The sequence below is a fragment of the Empedobacter brevis genome (assembly GCF_965118635.1).
Classification (GTDB): Bacteria; Bacteroidota; Bacteroidia; order Flavobacteriales; family Weeksellaceae; genus Empedobacter; species Empedobacter brevis_A.
This window is the reverse complement of sequence record NZ_CBCPHV010000001.1, coordinates 86,447-112,966: the sequence shown is the minus strand read 5'-3', so window position 1 is coordinate 112,966 and position 26,520 is coordinate 86,447. Positions and strand designations below refer to the sequence as shown.

General features: G+C 30.7%; 22 protein-coding genes and 5 tRNA genes. 10 read left to right on the top strand and 17 right to left on the bottom strand.

The genetic code is table 11. The annotated features are described in order from the left end of the window. Positions 1–38 precede the first annotated feature (38 nt). Positions 39–776, top strand: a complete 738-nt coding sequence (locus tag ACMHJW_RS00540; RefSeq protein WP_413531569.1) for a DUF4184 family protein — start codon at positions 39–41, stop codon at positions 774–776. Positions 777–831: 55 nt separating this feature from the next. Here ACMHJW_RS00540 and ACMHJW_RS00535 read toward each other — a convergent pair whose 3' ends face one another. Together ACMHJW_RS00535 and ACMHJW_RS00530 are read right to left on the bottom strand one after the other, a co-directional pair. Further along, positions 832–1,806: a hypothetical protein gene (locus ACMHJW_RS00535; RefSeq protein WP_413531568.1), complete on the bottom strand. Its 975-nt coding sequence runs from the start codon at positions 1,804–1,806 to the stop codon at positions 832–834. 121 nt (positions 1,807–1,927) lie between these two features. Continuing rightward, positions 1,928–2,362 carry a hypothetical protein gene (locus ACMHJW_RS00530; RefSeq protein ID WP_413531567.1) on the bottom strand — a complete coding sequence of 145 codons (435 nt, stop codon included), beginning with the start codon at positions 2,360–2,362 and terminating at the stop codon, positions 1,928–1,930. 60 nt (positions 2,363–2,422) lie between these two features. Here ACMHJW_RS00530 and ACMHJW_RS00525 point away from each other — a divergent pair, with 60 nt between their 5' ends. From ACMHJW_RS00525 to ACMHJW_RS00510, 4 genes are all read left to right on the top strand, one after another. Next, complete coding sequence (locus ACMHJW_RS00525; protein ID WP_413531566.1) at positions 2,423–3,349, top strand: glycerophosphodiester phosphodiesterase family protein; 927 nt, start codon at positions 2,423–2,425, stop codon at positions 3,347–3,349. Next, a complete protein-coding gene (gene bshC, locus ACMHJW_RS00520) occupies positions 3,350–4,948 on the top strand; it encodes a bacillithiol biosynthesis cysteine-adding enzyme BshC (RefSeq protein ID WP_413531565.1) in 1,599 nt (532 codons plus the stop codon). A 42-nt stretch (positions 4,949–4,990) separates the two neighbouring features. Continuing rightward, positions 4,991–6,838, top strand: coding sequence for a LysM peptidoglycan-binding domain-containing protein (locus ACMHJW_RS00515; RefSeq protein WP_413531564.1), 1,848 nt, complete (start codon positions 4,991–4,993; stop codon positions 6,836–6,838). A 116-nt stretch (positions 6,839–6,954) separates the two neighbouring features. Continuing rightward, on the top strand, positions 6,955–8,124 hold the full coding sequence (locus ACMHJW_RS00510) for a dicarboxylate/amino acid:cation symporter (RefSeq protein ID WP_413531563.1): 1,170 nt from the start codon (positions 6,955–6,957) through the stop codon (positions 8,122–8,124). A 60-nt stretch (positions 8,125–8,184) separates the two neighbouring features. Here ACMHJW_RS00510 and ACMHJW_RS00505 read toward each other — a convergent pair. From ACMHJW_RS00505 to ACMHJW_RS00495, 3 genes are all read right to left on the bottom strand, one after another. Further along, a tRNA-Cys gene (locus ACMHJW_RS00505) sits at positions 8,185–8,255 on the bottom strand. A 52-nt stretch (positions 8,256–8,307) separates the two neighbouring features. Further along, complete coding sequence (gene folB / locus ACMHJW_RS00500) at positions 8,308–8,664, bottom strand: dihydroneopterin aldolase (protein WP_413531562.1); 357 nt, start codon at positions 8,662–8,664, stop codon at positions 8,308–8,310. A 70-nt stretch (positions 8,665–8,734) separates the two neighbouring features. Then, complete coding sequence (locus tag ACMHJW_RS00495) at positions 8,735–9,337, bottom strand: superoxide dismutase (protein WP_413531561.1); 603 nt, start codon at positions 9,335–9,337, stop codon at positions 8,735–8,737. A 133-nt stretch (positions 9,338–9,470) separates the two neighbouring features. On the opposite strand from ACMHJW_RS00495, the gene ACMHJW_RS00490 reads away from it, so the two are divergent. Beyond that, a complete protein-coding gene (locus ACMHJW_RS00490) occupies positions 9,471–10,676 on the top strand; it encodes a serine hydrolase domain-containing protein (RefSeq protein ID WP_413531560.1) in 1,206 nt (401 codons plus the stop codon). Beyond that, the gene (locus ACMHJW_RS00485; protein WP_413531559.1) at positions 10,651–11,358 is read left to right on the top strand and encodes a 3'-5' exonuclease; all 708 of its coding nucleotides are present in this window, start codon (positions 10,651–10,653) and stop codon (positions 11,356–11,358) included. The genes ACMHJW_RS00490 and ACMHJW_RS00485 overlap by 26 nt, the downstream gene beginning before the upstream one ends. A gap of 4 nt (positions 11,359–11,362) precedes the next feature. Here ACMHJW_RS00485 and ACMHJW_RS00480 read toward each other — a convergent pair whose 3' ends face one another. Continuing rightward, positions 11,363–11,716: a bleomycin resistance protein gene (locus ACMHJW_RS00480; RefSeq protein ID WP_413531558.1), complete on the bottom strand. Its 354-nt coding sequence runs from the start codon at positions 11,714–11,716 to the stop codon at positions 11,363–11,365. Positions 11,717–11,791: 75 nt separating this feature from the next. After that, positions 11,792–13,213: a hemolysin family protein gene (locus ACMHJW_RS00475; RefSeq protein WP_413531557.1), complete on the bottom strand. Its 1,422-nt coding sequence runs from the start codon at positions 13,211–13,213 to the stop codon at positions 11,792–11,794. Positions 13,214–13,390: 177 nt separating this feature from the next. Here ACMHJW_RS00475 and ACMHJW_RS00470 point away from each other — a divergent pair, with 177 nt between their 5' ends. Beyond that, positions 13,391–15,127, top strand: a complete 1,737-nt coding sequence (locus tag ACMHJW_RS00470) for an ABC transporter ATP-binding protein (protein ID WP_413531807.1) — start codon at positions 13,391–13,393, stop codon at positions 15,125–15,127. A 138-nt stretch (positions 15,128–15,265) separates the two neighbouring features. Here ACMHJW_RS00470 and ACMHJW_RS00465 read toward each other — a convergent pair. The 5 genes from ACMHJW_RS00465 to ACMHJW_RS00445 form a co-directional block, all read right to left on the bottom strand. Continuing rightward, a tRNA-Glu gene (locus ACMHJW_RS00465) sits at positions 15,266–15,337 on the bottom strand. 98 nt (positions 15,338–15,435) lie between these two features. Continuing rightward, positions 15,436–15,507, bottom strand: a tRNA-Glu gene (locus ACMHJW_RS00460). Positions 15,508–15,793: 286 nt separating this feature from the next. Further along, positions 15,794–15,865: transfer RNA gene (locus ACMHJW_RS00455), tRNA-Glu, on the bottom strand. A gap of 12 nt (positions 15,866–15,877) precedes the next feature. After that, positions 15,878–16,132 carry a 30S ribosomal protein S20 gene (rpsT, locus tag ACMHJW_RS00450; protein ID WP_413531556.1) on the bottom strand — a complete coding sequence of 85 codons (255 nt, stop codon included), beginning with the start codon at positions 16,130–16,132 and terminating at the stop codon, positions 15,878–15,880. Between the two features lie 94 nt (positions 16,133–16,226). After that, a tRNA-Glu gene (locus ACMHJW_RS00445) sits at positions 16,227–16,298 on the bottom strand. A gap of 218 nt (positions 16,299–16,516) precedes the next feature. On the opposite strand from ACMHJW_RS00445, the gene ACMHJW_RS00440 reads away from it, so the two are divergent. Continuing rightward, positions 16,517–17,149, top strand: coding sequence for a C40 family peptidase (locus ACMHJW_RS00440; RefSeq protein ID WP_413531555.1), 633 nt, complete (start codon positions 16,517–16,519; stop codon positions 17,147–17,149). Between the two features lie 72 nt (positions 17,150–17,221). Here ACMHJW_RS00440 and ACMHJW_RS00435 read toward each other — a convergent pair whose 3' ends face one another. The 4 genes from ACMHJW_RS00435 to ACMHJW_RS00420 all read right to left on the bottom strand — a co-directional run bounded on the left by ACMHJW_RS00435 (position 17,222) and on the right by ACMHJW_RS00420 (position 22,903). Beyond that, the gene (locus ACMHJW_RS00435) at positions 17,222–17,929 is read right to left on the bottom strand and encodes a rhomboid family intramembrane serine protease (RefSeq protein WP_413531554.1); all 708 of its coding nucleotides are present in this window, start codon (positions 17,927–17,929) and stop codon (positions 17,222–17,224) included. After that, complete coding sequence (locus tag ACMHJW_RS00430) at positions 17,929–20,496, bottom strand: DNA gyrase/topoisomerase IV subunit A (RefSeq protein WP_413531553.1); 2,568 nt, start codon at positions 20,494–20,496, stop codon at positions 17,929–17,931. The genes ACMHJW_RS00435 and ACMHJW_RS00430 overlap by 1 nt, the downstream gene beginning before the upstream one ends. Before the next feature lie 233 nt (positions 20,497–20,729). Beyond that, a complete protein-coding gene (locus ACMHJW_RS00425) occupies positions 20,730–21,008 on the bottom strand; it encodes a hypothetical protein (RefSeq protein ID WP_413531552.1) in 279 nt (92 codons plus the stop codon). Between the two features lie 44 nt (positions 21,009–21,052). Then, positions 21,053–22,903 (bottom strand): DNA topoisomerase IV subunit B, encoded by a 1,851-nt coding sequence (locus tag ACMHJW_RS00420; protein ID WP_413531551.1) that lies wholly within the window; start codon positions 22,901–22,903, stop codon positions 21,053–21,055. A gap of 107 nt (positions 22,904–23,010) precedes the next feature. Between ACMHJW_RS00420 and ACMHJW_RS00415 the strand changes: the two genes are divergently transcribed. Next, positions 23,011–24,150 carry a methionine aminotransferase gene (locus ACMHJW_RS00415; RefSeq protein ID WP_413531550.1) on the top strand — a complete coding sequence of 380 codons (1,140 nt, stop codon included), beginning with the start codon at positions 23,011–23,013 and terminating at the stop codon, positions 24,148–24,150. Between the two features lie 55 nt (positions 24,151–24,205). Here ACMHJW_RS00415 and ACMHJW_RS00410 read toward each other — a convergent pair whose 3' ends face one another. Next, the gene (locus ACMHJW_RS00410; RefSeq protein WP_413531549.1) at positions 24,206–26,473 is read right to left on the bottom strand and encodes an aconitate hydratase; all 2,268 of its coding nucleotides are present in this window, start codon (positions 26,471–26,473) and stop codon (positions 24,206–24,208) included. Between the last annotated feature and the right edge of the window lie 47 nt (positions 26,474–26,520).

The window sequence follows — 26,520 nt, the reverse complement described above, 5'->3', positions numbered from 1 at the left end:
GCATATTTTAATTTTATTTACATTAAAATGAACCTTAAATGCCACTAACTTTTTGCCATCCAGCAATTGTTCTTCCTTTAAAAAAACTTAAATCAAATTGGTTTTCCATAACAGGATTAATCATTGGTTCCATGTCTCCAGATTTAGAATATTTTTCTCGAATGGAAATTGTAGCGACACACAGCCATTTGTTTTGGGGAATTCTATATTTCGATTTACCGATCGCTTTAGTTTATTGTTTCGTTTTTCATTTATTTGTCCGGAATATTTTAATCAATCATTTACCAATTTTTTTACAAGAACGATTTGTTCAATTTTTAGATTTCAGTTGGATTTCTTATTTCAAAAAACATTGGTTAATCGTGATTACTTCTATTATAATCGGAGGATATTCTCATATTTTTTGGGATGCTTTTACACACGAATGGGGTTATTTTGTAAAATTAATTCCTGCTTTGCAAGAAGTTTGGTTTCGGATTCCTTTCTATAATAATTTCGAAGTTAAAGGATATAAATTTCTACAACATTTTAGCACATTTATTGGAGCTATTTTCATCGCGCTTTGGATTCTTAAAATGCCTAAACAATCAATTTCTAAATCAAAGTTTAACTACATTTTTTGGTTCAAAATAATTTTATTCACAACAATTCTTTCAGCCATACGATTTGTCTTTTTTCCTGTTGAAATTGCTTTAGGAAATCTAATTGTTGTTACTGTAATGAGTCTTTTTTTGAGCTTGATTGGATTCGATATTTTCAAAAAAGTATTAACATAAAAAAATCTCTTCAAAATTTTGAAGAGATTTTTTTATGTTTTTATAAATTATAATTCTATTTAAGCGTAATCACATTTTGACCAACTTTATATCCATTTTGATAGATATCAATCTTATATTCGCCTTTTGGAAAATCGTAATCAACCCAATCAAAGCTAACTCTAGAACCGGACATATTATTATAATTAACTTTTACACGATCAGAATATTCTACAGAAGAACCCGAACGTAAATTCGTTTCACCAGCATCTGCACCTTTAAATTTTCCAATCTCTCCGTTAGGTTTATATATAGAAACGTACAATTCTTTCGTTTCAGAACTTGCGTTCAGATTTTTATCCAAATCAAAAGACACACGAACTTTATCAATTCTTCTCGCTCTAGTTGTTTCAATCTCTTTCCCGCTCGATTTTACACGCAATCCTTTTATCGTATAATTCGAAATCGATAACGTTGAATTTGTTTCTTTAATTAAACTTTGATGATTTTCTTTTTCAGCATTCAGATTTGTTTCAACTGTTTTTTTCTTTTCAGTCAAATCAGAATTTTCCAAAGTTAATTTTGTATTCGTGTTTGTTAGCTTTTTATTTTCATCTTTCAAACGAACAATTTCTTCTTTGTAAACTTTAATATCAGCTTGTAAAGAAGTTATTAGTCGTTTTGCACGTTGCAATTCTTTACTTGTAATTCCTTCTTTATTCAGGATTGATTGAATTTCTTTTTGTTTTTCTAAAATCAATCTGTCTTGATAACTTAAAGAAGAATCTTTTTTTACAACACGAGTTTTTGCATCATCAAAATCAGATCTTATAATACGTAATTCTTGTTTCAGAATTTCTCTAGATCGTTCCAGATTATTAATATCACTTTGCATTTCCAAAGAAGATTTTGCATTTGCTTCTTTAGAATAAACTATATAACCAATAGCCAATAACAAGGCTACTGCTAATACAGCAATAACAATATTCTTTACGAATTCATTTTTATGTTTAGGGTTTGTAGAGGGCTCGAGATCTTTATATTCCGTCATTTTCATTATTTCGAGTAGGAAATATTAACACAAAAATTAAACCACTTTCGAAATAATCAATAACTAATATAAAATTTAACATTTAAAATAAAGATAAACTTTATAAATAATCTCAAAAATATTAATCTTTTAATTCATTTTGAATATCATCATCAATCTTATCTAACTTATTTTCAGTTTCAGTTTTCAGCTCATCTGCTTTTTCTCCTAATTCTGCCTTTTCACTTTTGAAAGTATCTTTAAGATCAGAAACTTTTTCTTTTACAAATTCACTCGTATGTTTCATTTGTTTCTCTGCAATATCTTTTACATCATTATAATCTTGCTTAGATCTTTCTCTAAAATCTTTCGCCGCTTCTTTTGATTGTTCTTTCAAATCTCCTGAAGCTCCTTTCAAATTAGTGATTGTTTTACGTGCAAAATCTGATGCATCGTCAGCGATTAGCGTTCCTGTCTTTTTTACAGTTGCCGAAACATCGTCAAATTTATCTCCTGCAACATCAATTGCAGTTTCCGTTTTTCCTAAAATTCTTTTCAAAAAAGTTCTAAGTCCCATAATAATTTATTTTGTTGATTATTTTCACTTTAAATTTACAACTTCATTCGACAAGTTTGAATGAAATCAATTAATTATTTAATTAAAATTATGAATTTCAATTATTTTAAACGATATTATTTCAGTATTTTCATTCTTAGTTTATTATCTATTGTTAGTTGTAATCCGAATAAAAATCAGTCTGAAACACATCAAAATATTTCATCTGAAGAAATATCCTTCAAATATTCGACCAAAAACAAAAATTTTGTTAGTGCGCATCGTGGAGGAAGTGGAATAAATGGTTTTCCAGAAAATTGTGTGGAAACTTTTGAACATCTTTACCAAAAAGGAATTCAAATTTTTGAGATTGATATTGCTGAAACAAAAGACAATCAACTCGTTTTGATGCACGATAATTCTTTACAACGAACAAGTACAGGGCGACAAGATGTCAATCAAGTTAATCTAAAAACGATTAAGGAATACTTTTTGGTAGATGATTTCGGACAACAAACATCGTATAAAATTCCGACTTTTGCTGAAGCACTAAAATGGGGAAAAAATAAACCTGTTTATTTTATGGTTGACATCAAGAAAGGTGTTAATTATCGTGACATTGTTTCGACAATAAAACGTGAAAACATGCAGAAAAATGTTGTTTTAGTAACATATACAGTTCGACAAGCTAGGAAGTTACACCAACTTGCACCAGATATGTTATTATCTGTTTCGATGCGAAACGAACTCGAATTTAATGACATGATAAATAGCGGAATTCCAACTGACAAAATGGTTGCTTTTACAGGAACTCGACGCAATGATAAATCGCTTTTAGATAAAATTCATAGCAAAGATATTTTGGTTATTTTTGGAACTTTAGGAAACTTAGATAGAAGTACTTCTGCGAAAAATGGACAGCTATACCGCGACTTAGAAAAAGATGGTGTCGACATTTTTGCTACAGACAGAGCAATGGATGTGCATCAAACGATTAATAAAAATTAAATGGAAAAAATATCACTTAAGGATTCAAATTATTTCTCAAAATTGATGTTAAATTACATCAATCAAGATGAGAATTTAAAAGCCTTCTACAACCTATTTCCAACCAAAGAAAATTATATAAAACAAGCCAAAAATAAGCTTGAACATTATAAAAACAGAGAAATTCTTGTTAATCAAATTTCGAAGCAATTAAGTCATTTAGAACTTTCGAAAAAGCAACAAAAAAATCTCAAAAAGTTATCAGAAAAGAATACTATAACCATTACAACTGGACATCAATTAAACCTATTTACTGGTCCTATTTTCTTTTTTTATAAAATTTTGCAAGTCATCAAAGCATGTCAAGAATTGAATAATGAACAAAGTGAAATAAATTTTGTTCCGATGTTTTGGATGGCAACCGAAGATCATGATTTCGAAGAAATCAATCATTTCAAATTCAAAGATCGAATTATTCATTGGGAAAAGGATTTTGGTGGACCAGTTGGTCGTTTATCAACAGATGGTTTACAAAAAGTTTTTGATTCGTTTTTATCACTTCTTCCGAATGGAAAAAAGAAAACCGAATTACAAAATTTAATTGAAGCTTCTTATTTATCGAATGATAATTTGACTAATGCTACACGAAAATTAGTTCATTTACTTTTCAAAGATCATGGATTATTAATGATTGACGGAGATGATAAAGAACTTAAAAAATTAATGATTCCAGCTTTCGAGCAAGAATTAACTCAATCAACAGCATTCAAAAAAGTAATTCCTCAAAATGAGAAATTAGAAGAATTAGGTTATTCGATTCAAGTCAATCCACGTGAAATAAATTTATTTTATATCAATCAAAATAATTCACGCGAACGTATTATAGAACAAAACGGAACATATTTTGTCAATAATACTTCAATCAAATTTTCGAAAGAAGAAATCATTAGTGATTTACATCAAAATCCAGAAAAATTTAGTCCAAATGTAATTTTGAGACCATTGTACCAAGAAACAATTTTACCAAATGTTGCTTATGTTGGCGGCGGCGGAGAAATGGCTTATTGGCTACAATTGAAAGAAATGTTCAATGAATTCGAGGTTGATTTTCCTCTTTTAGTTTTGAGAAATTCGTTGTTAATCCGAACTAAAAAACAACATGAAAAGCAACTAAAATTAAATTTATCTAACGAAGATTTATTTTCAAATAGTTTAACTATTACAAAAAAACATTCGATAAATTCGTCTGAAATTGCACCAAAACTTCCAGAATTGGAAGAAGAATTAAAAAGTATTTTTAATCGTTTGGAGCATATGAGTTCGTTAACAGAATCTTCTTTTGCAGATATGATACAAGCGCAACGCACAAAACAGTTGAAAGGTTTTGAAAAAATAAAGAAACGTTTAGTGCATGCAGAAGTCAAGAAAAATGAAGATTTATTGAAAAGAATTCAACAATTATTGAATGAACTTTCTCAGCAAAATAGTCTGCAAGAACGTCAGAAAAACTTTGCCGATTTTGATTACATCGACATTCATTATTTCATTGATTTTATAGAAGATAGTCTTCGACCTTTTGCGTTTGAGTTTATCATAAATACATTGAATGAAGAACTTTAAACAAAAAGTAATTTGTATATTTGATCACGAAAATTCATCTAAATGAAAAAAATATTAGCTTTATTGTTATTTGTTGGAGCATCAGCACTTTATGCACAACAAAAGACGCATACAGTTCAAGCAAAAGAAACCGTTTATGGAATTTCGAAACAATATGGTGTTTCGCAAGAAGAATTGTATAAAGCCAATCCCAAAATTGAAAAAAGTGGGATTCATCCAGGTGATTTGATTGTGATTCCTAGCAAAGGAACTACGACAACCAAACCAACTGAATCAAACCCTAAAACAACAACGTCAAACGTAAATACTTCGGACGATAATTATCAATACATAACAATTGAACCGAAAGAAACTGTTTATAATTTGACAAGAAAATATAAAATTTCGGAAGAAACATTAAATTCTTTAAATCCTCAAATCAAAGAAAGAGGTTTGGAAATTGGTGATGTTATAAAACTTCCTAAAGATGTTACAAACAAAAATTTTTCTGTTCCAAAAGGAACTCATTTAATTAAAAAAGGAGAAACATTATATACTTTAGCAAAGCAATATAATGTAAGTGTTGATGATTTTTATGCAGAAAATCCAGCGTTACAAACTGGTGTAAAAGAAGGAATGGTGATTACAATTCCAAAAAAATCTGGTTCTGTTGTGATCGAAGAGAACACAATTAATTATGTTGTTCAGAACGGAGATTCTGCTTACGGAATTTTAGAAAAATACAATACAAACTTAGATGAGTTATTGCGTTTAAATCCTGATTTAATCAACGGATTAAAAGCTGGAATGACATTAAGAATACCTTTGCAGAAAAATGCTAAAATCATAAAATACGGAACTGCTGGAAAATTAAAACGCGTAAACGATAACGAAATTAATGTTGCGATTATGCTTCCTTTTGATGTGGCAAATAATCCACAATTGAAAAATTCGCAAGCCATGCAATTTTTCACTGGAGCTAAATTAGCTTTAACACGTTTAGCAAAAAAAGGTAAAAATGTGAATGTAAAAGTTATCGATACAAAAAATGGAAACTTACATGATATTTTAGCCACAACAGATTTTAGTAAAACGGATGCCGTTATTGGACCTTTAAATACTTCTGATGTTACAGAAGTTGCCAATTTCTTCAACAATTCTGGTATTGCAGTAATTTCTCCTTACGCAAATGATGATTCGTTGAATGCTTTCAACGATTTGTTAATTTCAAATCCTAAAGACGAAGTAATCGCTGATCAGATTATTGAAGAGATCGGTAAAAATTTTGCTGGAGAACAAATTTATTTGCTAACCAATCGTGATGATCAAGAATTAGCGAATTACACCAAAAAACAATTGGAAAAACAATTGAAAGCAAATGTTGTCATTGTTGATAATGTTTCTAAAATTGTACAACCTCATGACAAAGTAAATGGAGAAGATTATTATACACCAATTATTACCGTTTTAGTTGGAGATAATGATAATTTAGGAAAACAATATTTAGAAAAATTAAAAACATTTAACAAAGATAATATCAAAGCTTTTGGTATTAAATCTGTTTCGGTTTACGATGTTTACAATCAAGATAATGCTAAAAATATAGATGCTTTCCGAGAATTTGGTTTTGTATTTAGCACAGCTCGTTTAATCAATACTAGAGATACAGAAGTACAAAGTGTGATTAAAGATTTTAAAGATGTTTATTGTCAATTTCCTACGCGTTACGAACAATTAGGATATGATGTAACTTACGATATTGTTGATAGAATGAATAATAAAGGTGATGTTACAAATAACATTAGTTCTGAAAATACGCGTTTAGCTTCTAAATTTGCATACAAAAAAGTAAGTGGAAATAAAGCTTATACAAACGATGCAAGTCGTATAGTACGTTTACCTAAGAAATAATTTTATTAAAAATAATAATACAATTAAAAGCGAAGCTTAAATTAAGCTTCGCTTTTCTTTTTGTTAAGATTTAGAATTAAAATGACAAATTGTGTGGATTTTTTCTAAATTTGGCCATGCACAAACTCAAAAACAATTTACTTTTAAAAGTTATTCTTGCCATTGTATTAGGAATTGTACTCGGTAGAATAATGCCTGAAGCTATTGGTCGTATTTTTATGACATTTAACGACTTTTTCAGCGAATTACTTAACTTTTTAATTCCATTAATTATCGTTGGGCTAATTGTTCCATCAATTGGTAGATTAGGACAAACAGCAGGAAAATTATTATTAACAACTGTTTTAATCGCTTATGGATCTACCATTCTTTCTGGATTATTAGGATATTCTGTTAGTATGTCCGTATTTCCACAATTATTAGAACATCAAACTGGTCAAATTAGTTTGGCTGAAAAGGCAAAAGAATTTCTCCCTTACTTTTCTATAGAATTTCCGCCATTATTTGATGTAATGCCAGCTTTGGTATTTTCATTTCTTTTTGGAACAGGATTATCACGATTAAAAGATTCTACTTTCGGAAAATTTGCAGATGATTTTGAATCAATTATTACATATTTAATTCAGAATTTAATCATTCCATTATTACCAATTTTCATTTTCGGAATTTTCTTGAATATGTCTTATTCTGGACAAGTAATGACGATTATGAATGTTTTCTTAAAAATTATTGGAGTTATTTTTGTGCTTCACGTTCTACTCTTGTTATTTCAATTTACAATTGCTGGGATTATCACAAAAAAGAATCCTTTTACGATGATGAAATTGATGTTACCTGCTTATTTTACAGCTTTGGGAACACAATCTTCTGCGGCAACAATTCCTATAACAATTGCTCAAGTAAAAAAAATTGGTGTTCGCGAAGAAATTGCAAATTTTGCTGTACCATTATGCGCTACAATCCACTTATCTGGTTCGATGTTAAAAATCGTTTGTTGTTGTTTGGCATTAATGCTAATTCAAGGAATGGAAATTAACTTTATTCAATTTTTAGGATTTATGATGATGCTAGGAATTGCAATGGTTGCTGCTCCTGGAGTTCCTGGAGGCGCGATTATGGCTGCAATCGGAATTATTGCTTCTATGTTAGGATTTAGTCCAGAAAACCAAGCTTTAATGATTGCTTTATATATTGCTATGGATAGTTTCGGAACAGCAGGAAATGTAACGGGAGATGGCGCAATTGCTGTAACCTTGAACAAATTATTTAAGAAAGAAGTACAATAACAAATAAAAATTAATCAAATAAAAAAAGCTCTAATCAATTGATTAGAGCTTTTTTTAATGAGGTTCCTAGCGGATTCGAACCGCTGTGGACGGTTTTGCAGACCGCTACCTAGCCTCTCGGTCAAGGAACCATTCCCGTTCTTTTGGACTGCAAATATAGTAATAATTTCAGAAAAAAAAAGTTTAATACGATTTTTCTAAAATAACACTCACTTTTTCTACATGCCCACCAATAGGAGGATTCAACTTAGATAATTTTACTTTTGCATAAGTAACATTCGTAAGTTCTTGACCTATACGATCTAACACTCTTTTACAAACATGTTCCAAAAGTTTTGAACGAATACCAACTTCTTCTTTCACAATTTTATTTAACGAAACATAATCCAAAGCATCTATCAATTCATCAGATTCTGCCGCTTTTGTAAAATCTGCATGCGCTTCCAAATCTACTAAATAATCAGAACCAATTCGTGCTTCTTCATCTAAACATCCGTGATTCGAATATATTTTTATATTTTCTAAAATAATTATTCCCATACTCCAAAGATAAAAAAAGACTTGCGTATTTCTACACAAGTCTTGTATTGTTTAATATATTTAAACTTTATTATTTCGCAGCTGCAAATCTTTCTGCAACTTTATCCCAGTTAACAACTTTAAAGAAAGCCTCGATATAATCAGGACGACGATTTTGGTAATGTAAATAATAAGCATGTTCCCAAACATCTAATCCTAAAATAGGAAATCCTTGTACTTCAGCAACTGGCATCAATGGAGAATCTTGATTTGGCGTTGATGTTACAACTAATTTTCCATCTTTTACAATTAACCAAGCCCATCCAGAACCAAAACGTGTTGCTGCAGCTTTAGCAAATTCATCTTTGAATGCTTCGAAAGATCCAAAAGCAGCATTAATTGCTTCAGCAACTTCTGCAGTTGGTTCATTCGCTCCACCTGGAGTTAAGAATTCCCAGAATAAATTGTGATTGTAAAAACCACCACCATTGTTACGAACAGCTGGTTTATCAGTTCCTTTTGTTAAAATTTCTTCGATTGTAGCATTTGCTAAATCTGTACCTTCAATTGCAGCATTCAAGTTATTTGTATACGCAGCATGATGTTTGTCATGGTGAATTTCCATTGTTCTTGCATCAATATAAGGTTCTAATGCGTCAAATGCATAAGGTAATTTTGCTAATTCAAAAGCCATAATATTTATTTTTTAGATTTTTTTCTTTTATAAAGATACATAATAACTCTACAAATATGATTCCTAAATGATATAATTTTAACATTATTTAATAGTAAAAGCTTATTTTAGTAAAAGATTCAAAATTTTTGAAATGAAAATACTTTGGAAAATAATTAAATGGTTCATCATAATCATTTGTGTATTAATCTTAATTCTATATGCAACAGGAAATGATTACATTTTTCGTGGGATAAATTTAACCTACATGAAAGGTGAAAAGACAGCAAACATCGACGATTACAAAGATTTTGATAACAATGTAATTTTGGCAGGTTCGCCACGAGTTTGGCATCAACATTTGGATTATAATCAATTTCCTTTGTCAGTTAATTTCGAAAAAGAGATGAATGATTTCGGAACCGCTGGATTGGTTATGATAAAAGATAATCAAATTTTGAGCGAATATTATTTTAATGGATATGCTCAGAATGATATTACAAATTCTTTTTCGATGGCAAAAACTTTTACAACTATGATGCTCGGAAAAGCGATTGAACAAGGTTATATCAAAAGCTTAGATCAAAAAATAATCGATTTTATTCCAGAATTTAAAGACGATAAATTTGGAGCCGAATGCACCATTGGCGACTTATCTGCAATGACATCTGGTTATGATTGGGACGAAGATTATTATTTTCCACTTAACCCAACTGCTAAAGCTTATTATGGCGATGATATTGTAAAACAAATGTTGAGTAGAAAATTTTCTTCAAAACCTGGCGGACATTTCAAATATCAATCAAGTGATACACAATTATTAGGAATTGTGATTGAACGAGCTTTAAAAAATAAATCTTTATCACAATATTTTCAGGAAGAATTTTGGCAACCAATGGGCATGGAATTGGATGCGCAATGGTCCAAAGACAATCCGAAAGGAATGGAAAAAACTTATTGTTGTTTCAATGCAACTGCAAGAGATTTTGCTAAACTTGGACAATTATTATTGAATGATGGAAATTGGTACGGAAAACAAATTTTAGATTCTGCATTTGTCAAAAAAATGGTTTTTCCAAATAAAAAAGCATTCGCACCAAATGGGCATCAAATTTATGGTTATTCAGTTTGGATGGATTATGATTACAAAACACCTTTTTATGCTATGCTAGGCCATTTAGGGCAACGAATAATTGTAATTCCATCAGAAAAATTAGTGGTGGTTCGAACAGGAAAAACACATAACGATCAGCCTAATAATCATCCTATTGGCGATGGAGATGTTTATCGATTGGTAGACGAAGCAATGCGAATTAATCAAAAAGTAAAAGAAAATGATCCAACGAATTCCTTACAGTAAAATATTATTTTTAGACATTGAAACGGTTCCACAAACTGATGATTGGAATATTTTGTCAGAAAGAACAAAAACACTTTGGGAAAAGAAAACGGCTTATCAACGTAATAATAATGAAATTTCTCCAGAAGAATTTTATCACGAACGCGCTGGAATAATGGCTGAATTTGGTAAAATTGTTTGTATTTCGGTCGGAATTGTTGTCAAAGATTCTTTTATTCATATCAAAAGTTTTTATGGACATGATGAAAAGAAATTATTAGAAGATTTTAATTCAATGTTGATTGAAAACTTTTTCAAACCTGATCATATTTTATGTGCGCACAACGGAAAAGAATTTGATTTTCCTTATATCGCTCGCCGAATGATGATTAATCAAATTGAAATTCCAGCTATTTTGCAATTATTTGGTAAAAAACCTTGGGAAGTTCAACATTTAGACACCATGGAATTATGGAAATTCGGAGATTATAAAAATTTCACTTCATTGGATTTATTGGCTAATGTTTTCGAAATCCCAACACCAAAAGACGATATTGACGGATCGCAAGTTGCGCGCGTATATTATGACGAAAATAATATAGAGCGCATCAAAGATTATTGTGAGAAAGATGTTGTTACCTTAATCAATGTTTTCAGAAAAATGCGTTACGACCATCCATTACAACGAAAAGAAGAATTGTAATATCTTATATAGCTTGACCAAAAGTCAGTAAATTATTATCAGGATCTAGAATAGAAAATTCTTTTTGTCCCCAAGGTTTTACTTCCAATTTTCCATTGGGATGAATTTGAACTTTATCTTTTATAAAAGTCTTGTAAAGTATTTCGATATCAGCAACTCTTATATAAACCTGTCCATAATTTTCTTCTGGAATCAACTCTTCAAATTTGAAAAAATGAATTTCAATTCCATCTTTTCTCACCATAAAATAATCTTCTAAATCATTCACATAAGGAACAAATCCTAAATGATCTACATAATATTTAGATGTAATTTCTTTACTTCTCATCGGAAGTTTGGGATGAATTTCTAAAAACATAATACAAGAATTGTTATCGATTAAAAATAAAAAAATCTGCTTATAATAAGCAGATTTTTTTCTATATTTTAAACATTAATTTTCATCATCTTCCGTTGAATCTGGTTCGTCACGGCAATTATCAATCAATTCATCTTTTACTTTCAATTGAACTTGCTCTACAGAATTTCGGTACATTTTGATAATTGTTCCTATATATTCACCCAGATCTATTAAATCACCTTCAACCAGCTCTTTATCAGGATAAAATTCTGAAATCAATCCAGCTAATGTATCATAATGTTCGCTTTCTTCAAATCTAAACGGCATCAAACGGTTAATATCACTTATCGCGCTATGAGCATTTACATTGTAAATACCTTCAGAAACGCGAGAAACAATAGGATCTTCGTTATCGTATTCATCTTGAATTTCTCCTACCAATTCCTCTAAAATATCTTCCATCGAAACGACTCCTGCAACTTCTCCAACTTCGTTTGTTACAATTGCAATTTGCATATGTTTTTTCTGAAATTGTTTCATTACATTTTTAATTAATGCATTCTCAGATATAAAAATCGGTTCACGCAATAATCCTTCAATCTCTGTTTGATTTGGATTTTCTAATAATTGTTTGATTAAATCTTTTGCGTAAATAATCCCTTTTATATTATCAAATTCTTCTTCGTAAACAGGATAACGCGAATAACCTTCATTAATCGCAAAATCTAATGCATCTTTTACAGATGTATTAATATTAATAGCAGAAACATTTTTACGTAAAGTTTGAATATTCATCACACGACGATCATCAAACTCAAATACATTCTGAATTAAATTTCGTTCAGATTCCTCAATCGCACCACCTTCACTACTTTCTGTGATAATCATTTTTAATTCTTCCTCTGTATGAATTTCTCCACCATGAATAGGATGAATTCCAACTGCACGCAATATAATTGTTGCTAAACCATTCATTAAAACAATAAGTGGTTTGAAAACAAAATAAAATGCACGAAGTGGCCAAGCTACTGTAAATGTAGTTTTTGTTGGGTACTGAATTGCAATAGATTTCGGCGCTAATTCTCCAAAAACAATGTGCAAAATTGTAATAATAACGAATGCTGCTGGGAATGCTACATTATGCGCAATTGTTGTCCAAGAAGCAGAAGTTAAACCAAAAACTTCAAAAAGTTTTACAATAACAGGCGTTAACGAACTTTCTCCAACCCAACCTAAACCAAGTGAAGCTAGCGTAATACCTAATTGAGTTGCTGCAAGATAAGAATCTAAATGTGTTACGATTCGCTTTGCGGCATTTGAAGTTCTTTCATTAATATCTTGATTAACTTCAATTTGTGATGAACGTACTTTTACAATTGCAAACTCTGCTGCAACGAAAAAACCATTTAATAAAACAAGGAAAATTGTAAGCAAAAGTTTTGCTACTGAAATTTCATCGGCGACATTGTGATTAGCGACTAAAAACAATGTCGAAATCTGGGAGTATGTATCCATTCTTCGAATTTAAAACACTGACTTGTTATAAGTTTTTATGAGTCAGTAAATCAATACATCTAAATTAATAAAAAAAATTAAAAATCACAACGTTCTGATTCGTAACAAAAATACAAAATTTATAAATACAAAATCTTAGAAATTATTGATTTGAGAAAATGGCTAAAAAATCACTAAATTTCCACTTCATTTACCAAGCAACAATTTTTCATGCAAAAGCAAGACTTACATTATATTATTGAGGTCAAAAATTTATCGATTTCTTTTGGAGATAAACAAGTTCTAAACAATATCAATTTCAAGGTTGAACAAGGCGACACATTAGGAATTGTTGGAGAATCTGGTTCTGGAAAATCTTTAACATCATTAGCAATTATGGGATTGTTATCTCCAAATGCTACAATTCATCCAGAAAGTGAAATTCTTTTTCATCAAGATGATAAAATAATTGATTTGTTAAAACTTTCACCTAAAGAATTAGAAGAAATTAGAGGAAATGAAATCGGAATGATTTTTCAAGAACCAATGACTTCTCTAAATCCAAGTTTGAGATGTGGAGAACAGGTAGAAGAAGCGATTCGTTTGCATCAGAACTTAACGAAAGAAAATGCTAAAAAGAAAGTAATTAGTCTTTTTGAACAAGTAAAATTGCCTAATCCAGAGCGTATTTACAAAGCTTATCCTCACGAATTATCTGGAGGTCAAAAACAGCGTGTAATGATTGCTATGGCAATTTCCTGTGAACCTAAATTATTAATTGCCGACGAACCTACAACTGCTTTAGATGTAACAGTGCAAAAAGCAACGTTAGATTTATTGAAAGAATTACAAGAAAAAAACAACATGAGCATGTTGTTTATTTCACATGATTTGGGTGTAATTGCAAATGTATGTGAAGAAGTTTTGGTCATGTTTCGTGGGGATGTCGTAGAACAAGGAAATGTGGAAACAATTTTTAATCATCCGAAAGAAAATTATACAAAAGGATTAATTGCTTGTAGACCACGATTGGATGAACGTGCTAAACGTTTACCTACCGTAAAAGATTTTCTAGGAAATCCGAATTTCAAAACAGAAATCTATACAGAACAAGAACGCGAAGCTTTTCATGAAAAAATTTATTCAAAACCTCCTATTTTAGAAGTTAAGAATTTAAAAAAATATTTCTATCCTTCATCTTTATTTGGACACGCAACAATTCCTAATGTAAAAGCTGTAGATGACATTTCGTTCAAAGTTTATCCAGGAGAAACAATGGGATTAGTTGGAGAATCTGGTTCTGGTAAAACGACATTAAGTAGAACTGTTTTATTATTAGAAAAACCAACTGCAGGCGAAATCTATTATAATGGTATAGATATTACAAAACTGAAAAAAGAAGAAATTCGTAAATTAAGAAGAGAAATTCAGATTATTTTCCAAGATCCTTATTCAAGTTTGAATCCTAGACAAACGGTTGCCCAGATTATCACAGAACCTATGCAGGTTCATAAAATTGGGCAAAATAAAACAATACGATTACAAACAGCTTCATCTCTTTTACAAAAAGTAGGTTTATCGGAACAAGATTTAAACAAATATCCGCACGAATTTTCTGGTGGACAACGTCAACGAATTGGAATTGCAAGAGCTTTAGCTCTAAATCCTAAATTTATCATTTGTGATGAATCTGTTTCAGCATTGGACGTTTCTGTACAAGCACAAGTTTTGAATTTATTAAACGACTTAAAAACCGAGTTTGGTTTTACCTATATATTTATCTCGCACGATTTAGCTGTTGTAAAATATATGAGTGATCAATTATTGGTAATGCAACATGGAGAAATGAAAGAATTGGCCGATGCAGATAAAGTTTATACTCATCCTAGCACAAACTACACAAAAGAATTAATAGAAGCTATTCCTAAACTATAAGAAGGAAAATAGATAGTATATAAAAACAAAAAGCGTTTGAAGTTAATTTCCTCAAACGCTTTTTTATTGATCATAACAATCAATATAAACTAAACTATTTCAAAATAAAAAAAGCATTCAAATCTGAATGCTTTTTTGTAGTCCCTAGGGGAATCGAACCCCTCTTTCTAGAATGAAAATCTAGTGTCCTAACCGATAGACGAAGGGACCTCCTTTCGTATTATTGTGGTGCAAAAATAAACGTTTATTTTTTATTACCAAACAATTTTTAGAAAAATTTTATACTATTTTTTATTAAGTCAAATTTGTAGTCCCTAGGGGAATCGAACCCCTCTTTCTAGAATGAAAATCTAGTGTCCTAACCGATAGACGAAGGGACCACTTTATCTGAATTAATTCAAATATTCTTTATTTCTTAATGAACGTCAATTTGTGTTGGGAGTTGTAGAAAAGTCGATGTATAATTCTAATAATTTGAACCAAGTTGAATTATACAGCGACATTTTCATTCCCGATTAATCATCTAAACATTATGATTAACCTTTACAAACAAAACACAAAAAACAATTTCCTTTACACAGTATTCTACTGGTTGTTTAATAAAACATCAACAACTATGAACAAGGAAAAAAAAGATTGCAATAATGCAATCCATCTATTAATTTGTAGTCCCTAGGGGAATCGAACCCCTCTTTCTAGAATGAAAATCTAGTGTCCTAACCGATAGACGAAGGGACCACTTTTATTTTATTAAGCTAATCCCGCAATATGTTTCGCTAACTTTGATTTTAAGTTTGAAGCTTTATTCTTGTGAATAATGTTTCTTTTTGCTAACTTATCAATCATTGAAGAAACTTTTGGAAAAACAGTTTCTGCTTCATTTTTATCTGACTCAGATCTTAAAGCTTTAATAGCTGTACGAGCTGATTTGTGATAATATTTATTACGATCGCGTCTTACCGCTGCTTGTCTAATTCTTTTTAATGCTGACTTATGATTTGCCATAACTTAAATCTCTTTCTATTTTAGTTCGGCAAAGATATAAACAAAAATTCTATCTCGCCAAATTAATTTAATAATTTTCTAAAACACTTTTATGTAGCCCATAGGAGAATCGAACTCCTGTTTCCAGGATGAAAACCTGATGTCCTAACCACTAGACGAATGGGCCGCATGACGGCTTATCCACTTGTTGTGAAAAGCGAGTGCAAATGTAGAACTATTTTTTATACTTCCAAATTTATTCGAAAGTTTTTTTAATAAATTTTATGTTAAAAAATGTTAAGGAAGTTAATATTTTGTCAAAACATATCTTATCTATAATGAGTTATATTTTTAACAATTACTTTAGCGGTGCTATTAAAATTTATACAAACGAATACTCTATATATGAAAACATCGATATTAGGTGTAGCTGCTGTGGTTTGCACGATGTTTATAACATCTTGTTCATCTTTGACCCCAGTTAATGAAGCTACAGAATATTCTTCGAGAAGTTTTATACCAAAACCAAGAGCAATAGAAGCTCAAGCTAAAATAATCAATAAACATGCCAATTTAGATGTTACGCCGATTGAAATTAACGACGAAGCAAAATCTATGGTTGTGTTAAACAGTGTTTTAGAAGAAACAAATGAATTGTTTACAGGATTTTTATTAAAAGAAGCAGAAACTTATATTGGTACACCATACCGATACGGAGGCACAACAAGAAATGGTATTGATTGTTCTGCATTTGTTAGAAACGTTTTCGAAACTTTCAATAAAAATTTACCTCGCGTATCTGCAGATCAAGCCAGAGAAGGTTTTACAGTAAGTACAGACGAAGCAAAAGAAGGAGATTTAGTATTCTTTGCAACAAGAGGTCGAGGGAGAGTTTCGCATGTAGGAATTGTTCATGGAAGAAATAAAGACGGCGTTTTAGAATTTATTCATTCATCTACTTCTCAAGGCGTTATGGTTTCTTCTTTAAATGATAGATATTGGGGACCTAAATTCTTATACGTAAAAAGAGTATTATAATAATTAATATAAATTCATTATCATAAAAAAAGCATCAAGTAAATCTTGATGCTTTTCTTTTTTGTTTTATTTTTATTTTCGATGCTCTCTCAAAATCATTACAAATAATACAATCAATGGAACAATCATTCCTAAAATATAATATGTATTGACTTGTAAAATAGTTGGATAAAATAATACTGCTGATAATAATCCTACAATTGCTCCACCTAAATGCGCAGAATGTCCGATGTTCCCTAAATTAGTTTTCATTCCGTAAACTGAATATCCTAAATATAATATTCCAAAAATCCAAGCTTGAATTGGTAATGCAAAAAACAATCTCAATTCCATTTCAGGATAAGCAGCAATTGCAGCGAATAAAATCCCTGTTACTCCACCAGAAGCTCCTACTGCTGAATAATAAGTTTCTTTTTTGTGAATTAACAACGACAAAAGATTTCCACCAATAACAGCTGCTAAAAAAATCAAAAGAAACATTCCGTAACCTACATTTAGTTTTACAATCGAAAAATCTCCAAATAAAAAACCTTCAGGACTAGCAAAAAAAGCAATTACAGGATTTGCAAAAAAGTATAAGGTTAACATGTTAAACAACAAATGTGTAAAATCTACATGTAAAAATCCTGAACTTAAAATTCTATAATATTCTTTATTATATAAAATCGATCCAACTTGAAATTTATATTTTTCAAAAAAAGCTAAATCGTTAAAACCTTTCCAGCTTACCAAAACATTCAATCCTATAACGACAAGCGCTACAATAGAGATATCTCCCATTATTCTTCTATATTTTCTTCTTCATTATTATTCTCTTCAATTGCATCAAATAACGTTGGTTGCAACTCCTCTTCTACTTCTTCCTCTTCTTCAGGCTCTTCAAACGGAAGCGGTTCCAATACATTAATTTGTTTTAATTTATACGTTGTCAATTGATTTCCTTGCGCTTTAATTCCTTTAATTGCAATAAATTCTTCCAAATTAATTACTTCAGGATCTTTTTCTACGCCTTTTATCTTTGGAAAAAGAAGCTCTATAACTGGCAAATAATCGGTTGAAACTACTTTTATTGATGATTTATCATCTTCTAAAGAATAAAATATTTGTGGTGAAAGTGTATCTTCCAAAAGGAAACGTTTTACAAAATAACGATCTTTTTCTGCATCATAATACACACAAGAAATCGGTTTTGCAGGTTTCCATTTTTCTATAATCTCTAAATCTTCATCGAAACGATTACTCAAATCAAAGGAAACTAACTTGGCTTCACCTTTTTTATTAATCGTTAAAATTTTATCATCTCCTTTAAAAGAACCTAATAAAATTCCTAATCCATCGGCATTTAAACGTTTTGTATCTGTATCAAACCAAATTTGGCGAGGCGCTAAAGTCGAAACTCCTTCCTCCTTCAATTCTACTTTTTTAATTGGATATTTTGTTACTAAATTTCCTTTCGATGCACGACCTTTTATCGCTAAATCAGCAAAATTAATATCAAATTTTAATTTTTTAATTCGTTGATGTGTTTTCAAAATAATTGATACAACTTCGGCTTCACCATTTGGATTTGCAGAAAAATACAACACTTCCGATCCTTTATTCCCTGCTGTTAAATCGTATTCTTTATCGCGCGTAATTCCTGTAACTGCAAAACGTTTTTGATGAGCAGGTCCATTTTTACCATCACGATAAATCAAGTTATAAATCGTACGTTTATCGTTTTTATGCCAAATTCCGACATGAATAATTCCTTTTCCAACAAAAGTTTTTGCATCAACTTTTGTTACAATCATCGAACCATCATGTTTGAAAACTACAATATCATCGATATCAGAACACTCAAATAAATACTCATCTTTTTTCAACGAAGTTCCGATAAAACCTTCGGTTCTATCAACATAAAAACGTGTATTTGCAACGGCAACTTTTGTTGCATCAATTGTATCAAACGTTCTGATTTCCGTTTTACGTTCTTTTCCTTTTCCGTATTTTGTCTTTAAATTTTTAAAATAATTAATTGCGTAATCGATCAAATTGGCTAAATGATGTTTTACATTTTCGATTTTTTCTTCTAAAGATTCTATGAATTGTTGTGCTTTATCTAAATCAAATTTTGAAATACGTTTGATTCGAATTTCTGTTAAACGTGTAATATCTTCTTCTGTAACAGCGCGAATTAAATGCGCTATATGCGGTTTTAATCCTTTATCAATTGCAGAAATCACTCCTTCCCAAGTTTCCTCTTCTTCGATATCGTGGTAAATTCTATTCTCGATAAAAATTCGTTCCAACGAAGAAAAATGCCATTGTTCTTGTAGCTCATCTAATTCAATTTCTAATTCCTTTTTCAACAAATCAACCGTATTGTTTGTATTGTGAATTAAAATTTCAGAAACTGTTAAAAATTCAGGAGTTTGTTCATTGATCACACAAGCATTTGGCGAAACTGAAATCTCGCAATCTGTGAATGCATACAAAGCATCAATCGTTTTATCTGGGCTACTTCCCGGAACAAGATGAATTAAGATCTCAACCTCAGCGGCTGTATTATCTTCAATTTTCTTGATTTTAATTTTTCCTTTATCATTGGCTTTCAAAACTGAATCAATCAAAGATCCAGTTGTTGTTCCATATGGGATTTCCGTAATTTTAAGTGTTGTTTTATCTTCTTGCAAAATTTTTGCTCGAATACGAACTTTCCCTCCACGTAATCCATCATTATAATCAGAAACATCAACTAATCCTGAAGTTAAAAAATCTGGAAAAATCTGAAATTTCTTTCCTTTTAAATGTAAAATTGACGCATCAATTAATTCATTAAAATTATGAGGTAAAATCTTTGTTGATAAACCAACAGCAATCCCTTCAACTCCTTGTGCTAAAAGTAAAGGAAATTTAATTGGCAAATCTATTGGTTCTTTATTTCGGCCATCATAAGATGGTTGCCATTTTGTAGTTTTTGGATTATAGACAACTTCTAACGCAAATTTAGTTAATCGAGCTTCGATATAACGCGATGCAGCAGCACGGTCACCGGTATAGATATTTCCCCAGTTTCCTTGCATATCGATCAATAATTCTTTTTGACCAATTTGAACCATTGCATCAGAAATCGCCATATCACCATGTGGGTGATATTTCATTGTGTTTCCTACAATGTTTGCAACTTTATTATATCGTCCGTCTTCCAATTCGCGCATTGAATGCAATATTCTACGCTGAACAGGTTTCAAACCATCATAAATAGATGGAATTGCTCGTTCTAAAATTACATAAGAAGCATAGTCAAGAAACCATTCTTGGTACATACCAGAAACCTTCTTGATGCTCTCTTGATTGTCTTGCATCATGTTAAATAACTACTTCTAAATTTTCTTTAATCACATAATTAGATTTAATAATCTTATCTAATTCTGTTAAAATAATATTTATATTTCGGTTAGATATGAATGCTAAACGAAATTTAATTTTTGTTAAATTAGTCGGATTCTTCTTGCTGTTTATATAAAAAACAATACTTTTTGAAAGAATTCCTTTTTGAAAATCATACTTAATCAATTTATATTTCGGTAAATCGATTTTATTTTTTTTTCGAATCAAAGAAAGATAAAAATCCTATATTCTTTGTTTCAAAAGTTATTGTTTCACCCTTTGTATCCATTTCAAAAAATTGATTTCCACTTTTATAACTTATATATATTAATGCAGCTATAAAAACCGTCACAACATAAGGTGATATTATGTGGTATTTTTCTGGCAAAATACCTGTATACATAATAAGATTTAGAATGATTAAAATAACGATAGCGATATTCAGCATTTTGAACAACTGAATAACGTCTTTATTATTTTTTTTCATAAATTAATAATTAGGTGTTGATTGAGTTAGATTAATTACTTTTTTTAATTTTTTATAGATTCTATTGCTAGATTATTAATGATAAATTCTTGTCTAATTGGTGTGTTTTTTCCCATGTAGAATTCTAAAAGACTTTCTATTGTCTGATCTTTTCCAATCATCACAGGTTCCAAACGAATATCTTTTCCAATAAAATGTTTGAATTCATCAGGAGAAATTTCTCCTAAACCTTTGAATCGTGTAATTTCAGGATTTTTCACTTCTTCCAAAGCTTTTATTCTTTCTGCTTCGGAATAGCAATAACGAGTTTCTTTCTTATTTCGCACACGGAAAAGTGGAGTTTGTAGGATATATAAATGTCCTTCCTTGATTAATTCTGGGAAAAACTGCAAGAAAAATGTAATAATCAATAAACGAATATGCATTCCATCGACATCGGCATCAGTTGCAATCACAACATTATTGTAACGTAAATCTTCTAGTCCTTCTTCGATGTTAAGTGCTGCCTGCAAAAGATTAAACTCTTCATTTTCATAAACGATTTTCTTTGTTAAACCATATGAATTTAAAGGTTTTCCTCTCAAACTAAATACAGCTTGTGTTTCGACACTTCTACTTTTCGTGATTGATCCACTTGCCGAATCTCCTTCGGTAATGAAAATAGTTGTCTCTAAACGTAATTCAGCTTTCGGATCATTATAATGTTGACGACAATCACGCAATTTTTTGTTATGTAAACTAACCTTTTTAGCTCGATCGCGTGCTAATTTTCGAATTCCAGAAAGTTCTTTTCGTTCTGTTTCTGATTGTTTAATTTTTCGTTCTAATGCTTGCGCAACTTCTGTATTTTTATGCAAAAAGTTATCAAGATTAGTTTTTATAAAATCATTTACAAATGTACGAACAGTTGTCATTCCTGGTCCAATTTCGTTAGAACCAAGTTTAGTTTTAGTTTGCGATTCAAAAACGGGTTCAATTACTTTAATTGAAATTGCTCCAATAATTGATTTTCTAATATCTGCTGGATCGTAATTTTTATTATAAAATTCACGAACTGTTTTTACAACGGCTTCTTTGAAAGCTGTTAAATGCGTTCCTCCTTGCGTTGTGTTTTGACCATTTACAAAAGAATAATAGGTTTCTGAATATGATTTTGAACTGTGTGTCATCGCAATTTCGATATCTTCACCTTTCAAATGGATTATTTCATAAATCGTTTCTTCTTCTATATTATCTTTCAATAAATCTTTTAAACCATCTTTCGAAAAGAATTCTTCTCCATTAAAAATGATTTTCAAACCAGGATTTAAGTAAACATAGTTTTTCAACATTTTGTCTACATATTCTTTTCTGAATTTAAAGTTTAAGAAAATAGATTTATCTGGTACAAACGTAATCTTAGTTCCTTTTCGCAAAGATGTTTCCTTTTCATCTTCTTGAGTTATTAAGATTCCTTGCTCAAATTCTGCAATACGTGTTTTTCCATCTCGAATAGATTGAACTCTAAACCATGTCGACAATGCATTTACTGCTTTTGTACCAACACCATTTAAACCAACCGATTTTTTAAATGCTTGAGAATCATATTTACCTCCGGTATTCATTTTCGAAACGGCATCTACCATTTTACCTAACGGAATACCGCGTCCATAATCACGAACAGTAACCTCATCTTCACGCAAATTAATTTCGATTGTTTTCCCTGCACCCATTACAAATTCATCGATACAGTTATCCACAATCTCCTTCAACAAAATATAAATCCCATCATCTTGTGACGAACCATCTCCCAGTTTCCCAATATACATCCCAGGTCGCATACGAATATGTTCGCGCCAATCAAGGGTTTTGATATTATCTTCTGTATAATTTACCTGTTGATTTATTTCTGACATTTGAGTTGTTGAGTGTTAAACGAGTTTTACAAAAATAAGAAAAAATTTCTTAAAAATATTATGGTTTATTCTTTTGATTTTGAGCAAAATCAACCTAATTTACCATTATGATAAAATCAAAACTACCCAATGTTTCGACTACTATTTTTTCAGTAATGAGTCAATTGGCTAATGAACATCAAGCCATAAACTTAGCACAAGGTTTTCCTGACTTTAACACAGATTATGAATTAATTAGTCGATTAAATTTTTATTCGACTCAAAATTATAATCAATACGCGCCAATGACTGGCGTCGAAAAATTACGTTTTTTACTTTCAGAAAAATATTCGAATCTTTATCAATCTTATTATAATTTTCAGGATGAAATAAATATTACAAGCGGTGCAAGTCAAGCAATTTTTAATGTTATTTCAACTTTAATTCATCCAAATGATGAAGTGATTATTTTTGAACCTGCTTATGACTTGTACCAACCAACAGTTGAATTATTTGGTGGAAAAGTTATTCCTATTCAATTAAAATATCCTGATTATGCAATCGATATTGAAATTTTAAAGGAAAAAATTAATGATAAAACGAAATTAATTATTGTTAATAATCCGAATAATCCTACTGGAAGGATTTTGTCTGAAAATGATTTAAAACAATTTGAACAAATCTTACAAGAAACGAATTGTTATTTGCTAGCAGATGAAGTTTATGAACACATTACATTTGATGGAAAAGCACATCAAAGTTTTGCAAAATTAAAATCTGTGAAAGATAAAGTATTCATCGTTGGTTCTTTTGGAAAACTATTTCATATTACAGGTTGGAAAATTGGTTACATTTTAGCGGAAAAAGAATTGATGAAAGAATTTAGAAAATGTCATCAATTTAATACATTTTCTACGCATACTCCTTCACAATATGCAATTGCAGATTATTTGGAAAATCCTGAACATTATTTGCATTTGAATGATTTTTTTCAAGAAAAAAGAAATCTATTTATTGAAGGTTTAGCTTCAACAAATTTCGATGTTTTACCTTGCGAAGGAACTTATTTTGCAACTGCAAATTATTCGAAAATAAGCGATTTGCCTGATGATGAATTTTCGAAACAACTAACTATTAAAAATAAAGTTGCAACTATTCCTATTTCGGCATTTTATCATAATAAAATAGATGATCATGTTATTCGTTTTTGTTTTGCTAAAAAAGACGAAACATTATTAAAAGCGTTAGATAATTTGGCAAAACTATAAATACATAAAAAAGCCGATGTTTTTCTACATCGGCTTTTCATTTATGTTCAATTAATTATTTTGATTGTTGTGCTTTAATTAAGTTTAGTGCTGAACCAGCTTTAAACCATTCAATTTGTTGTGCATTATATGTATGGTTGGCAACTATTAAATCTTTTGAACCATCAGCATGTACAAATTCTATGTTTAATGGTTTTCCAGGAGCAAATTCTTTTAAGTCAATAAAGTTGATTGTATCATCTTCTTGTACTTTGTCATAATCTGCTTTATCTGCAAAAGTTAATGCTAACATACCTTGTTTCTTAAGATTTGTTTCATGAATACGAGCAAAAGATCTTACCAAAACAGCTACTGCTCCTAAATGACGAGGTTGCATTGCAGCGTGTTCACGAGAAGAACCTTCTCCGTAGTTTTCGTCACCAACAATAACAGAAGGAACACCTGCTGCTTTATAAGCACGAGCTGTATCTGGCACTGGACCATATTCTCCTGTTAATTGATTTTTTACAGAATTGGTTTCTTGATTGAATGCATTTACAGCTCCAATTAAAGTATTATTTGAAATATTATCTAAATGTCCACGGAAACGCAACCAAGGTCCAGCCATAGAAATATGGTCAGTTGTACATTTACCAAATGCTTTAATTAACAGTTTAGCTCCCATAATGTTTTCTCCATTCCAAGGTTTAAATCCTTCTAATAATTGTAAACGTTCGGAATTTGGATTAACGACAACTTCTACATTCGATCCGTCTTCTACAGGCGCTTGGTATCCATTATCTTCGTAAGCATAACCTTTTGTTGGTAATTCTTCTCCTTTTGGAGCATCTAACATTACTTCTTCTCCAAATTTATTGATTAATTTATCTTTTAATGGATTAAAATCTAAACGTCCTGAAATTGCAATCGCAGCAACCATTTCTGGAGATGTTACGAAAGCATACGTATTTGGATTACCATCTGCTCGTTTTTTGAAATTACGATTAAATGAGTGAACGATTGTATTTTTTTCTTCTTTATCTGCACCTTCACGATCCCATTGACCAATACAAGGTCCACAAGCATTTGTAAAAATAACAGCATCTAAATCTTCAAATGTTTTTAAAAAACCATCTCTGTCTGCTGTATAACGAACAACTTCTGAACCAGGATTAATACCAAAAGATGATTTCGCTTCTAATCCTTTATCTAAAGCTTGTTGAGCAATAGAAGCTGCACGAGATAAATCTTCATAAGAAGAATTCGTACAAGATCCTATTAATCCCCATTCTACATCTAATGGCCAACCATTTGCAGCAGCAGTTTCTTTCATTTTAGAAACTGGTGTCATTAAATCTGGCGTAAAAGGTCCGTTTAAACGAGGTTCTAATTCTGATAAATTAATTTCAATTAATTGGTCATAGAAATTTTCCGGATTTGCATAAACTTCATCATCAGAACGTAAATATGCTTTATGTTCATTTGCAGCATCAGCAACATCATTACGATCAGTTGCTCTTAAATATCTTTCTGAGGCATCATCATAAGCAAAAATAGAAGTTGTTGCCCCAATTTCTGCACCCATGTTACAAATCGTTCCTTTACCTGTTGCAGATAAAGATTCTGCACCTTCTCCAAAATATTCTACAATAGCTCCTGTTCCTCCTTTTACAGTTAAAAGTCCAGCAACTTCTAAAATAATATCTTTAGGAGCAGCCCATCCAGATAATTTACCAATCAATTTAACTCCGATTAATTTTGGCATTTTTAATTCCCAAGGCATTCCAGACATCACATCTACTGCATCAGCACCACCAACACCAATTGCTACCATTCCTAATCCACCTGCGTTTGGTGTATGAGAATCAGTACCAATCATCATTCCTCCTGGAAAAGCATAATTTTCAAGAACTACTTGGTGAATAATTCCTGCACCTGGTTTCCAAAATCCAATTCCGTATTTATTTGAAACTGATTCTAAGAAATTAAATACTTCAGATGATTTATTGATAGCTTCTTGTAAATCTGTTTTTGCTCCAACTTTTGCTTGAATCAAGTGATCACAATGAACAGTCGATGGAACAGCAGTTTTAGTTTTTCCTGCTTGCATAAATTGCAATAAAGCCATTTGCGCAGTTGCATCTTGCATTGCTACACGATCTGGAGCAAAATCTACATAAGACTCACCTCTTGTGTAAGCTTCTGTTGGTTCTCCCGCAAATAAGTGAGCATATAAAATTTTTTCTGAGTACGTTAAAGGACGACCTACGATAGCTCTAGAAGCATCAACACGCTCTTGCATCTTCGCATAAACGCCTTTAATCATATTTATATCAAATGCCATAATAATTGATTTATTTAATTAGTTTTTATTAATCAAAAAACATACCC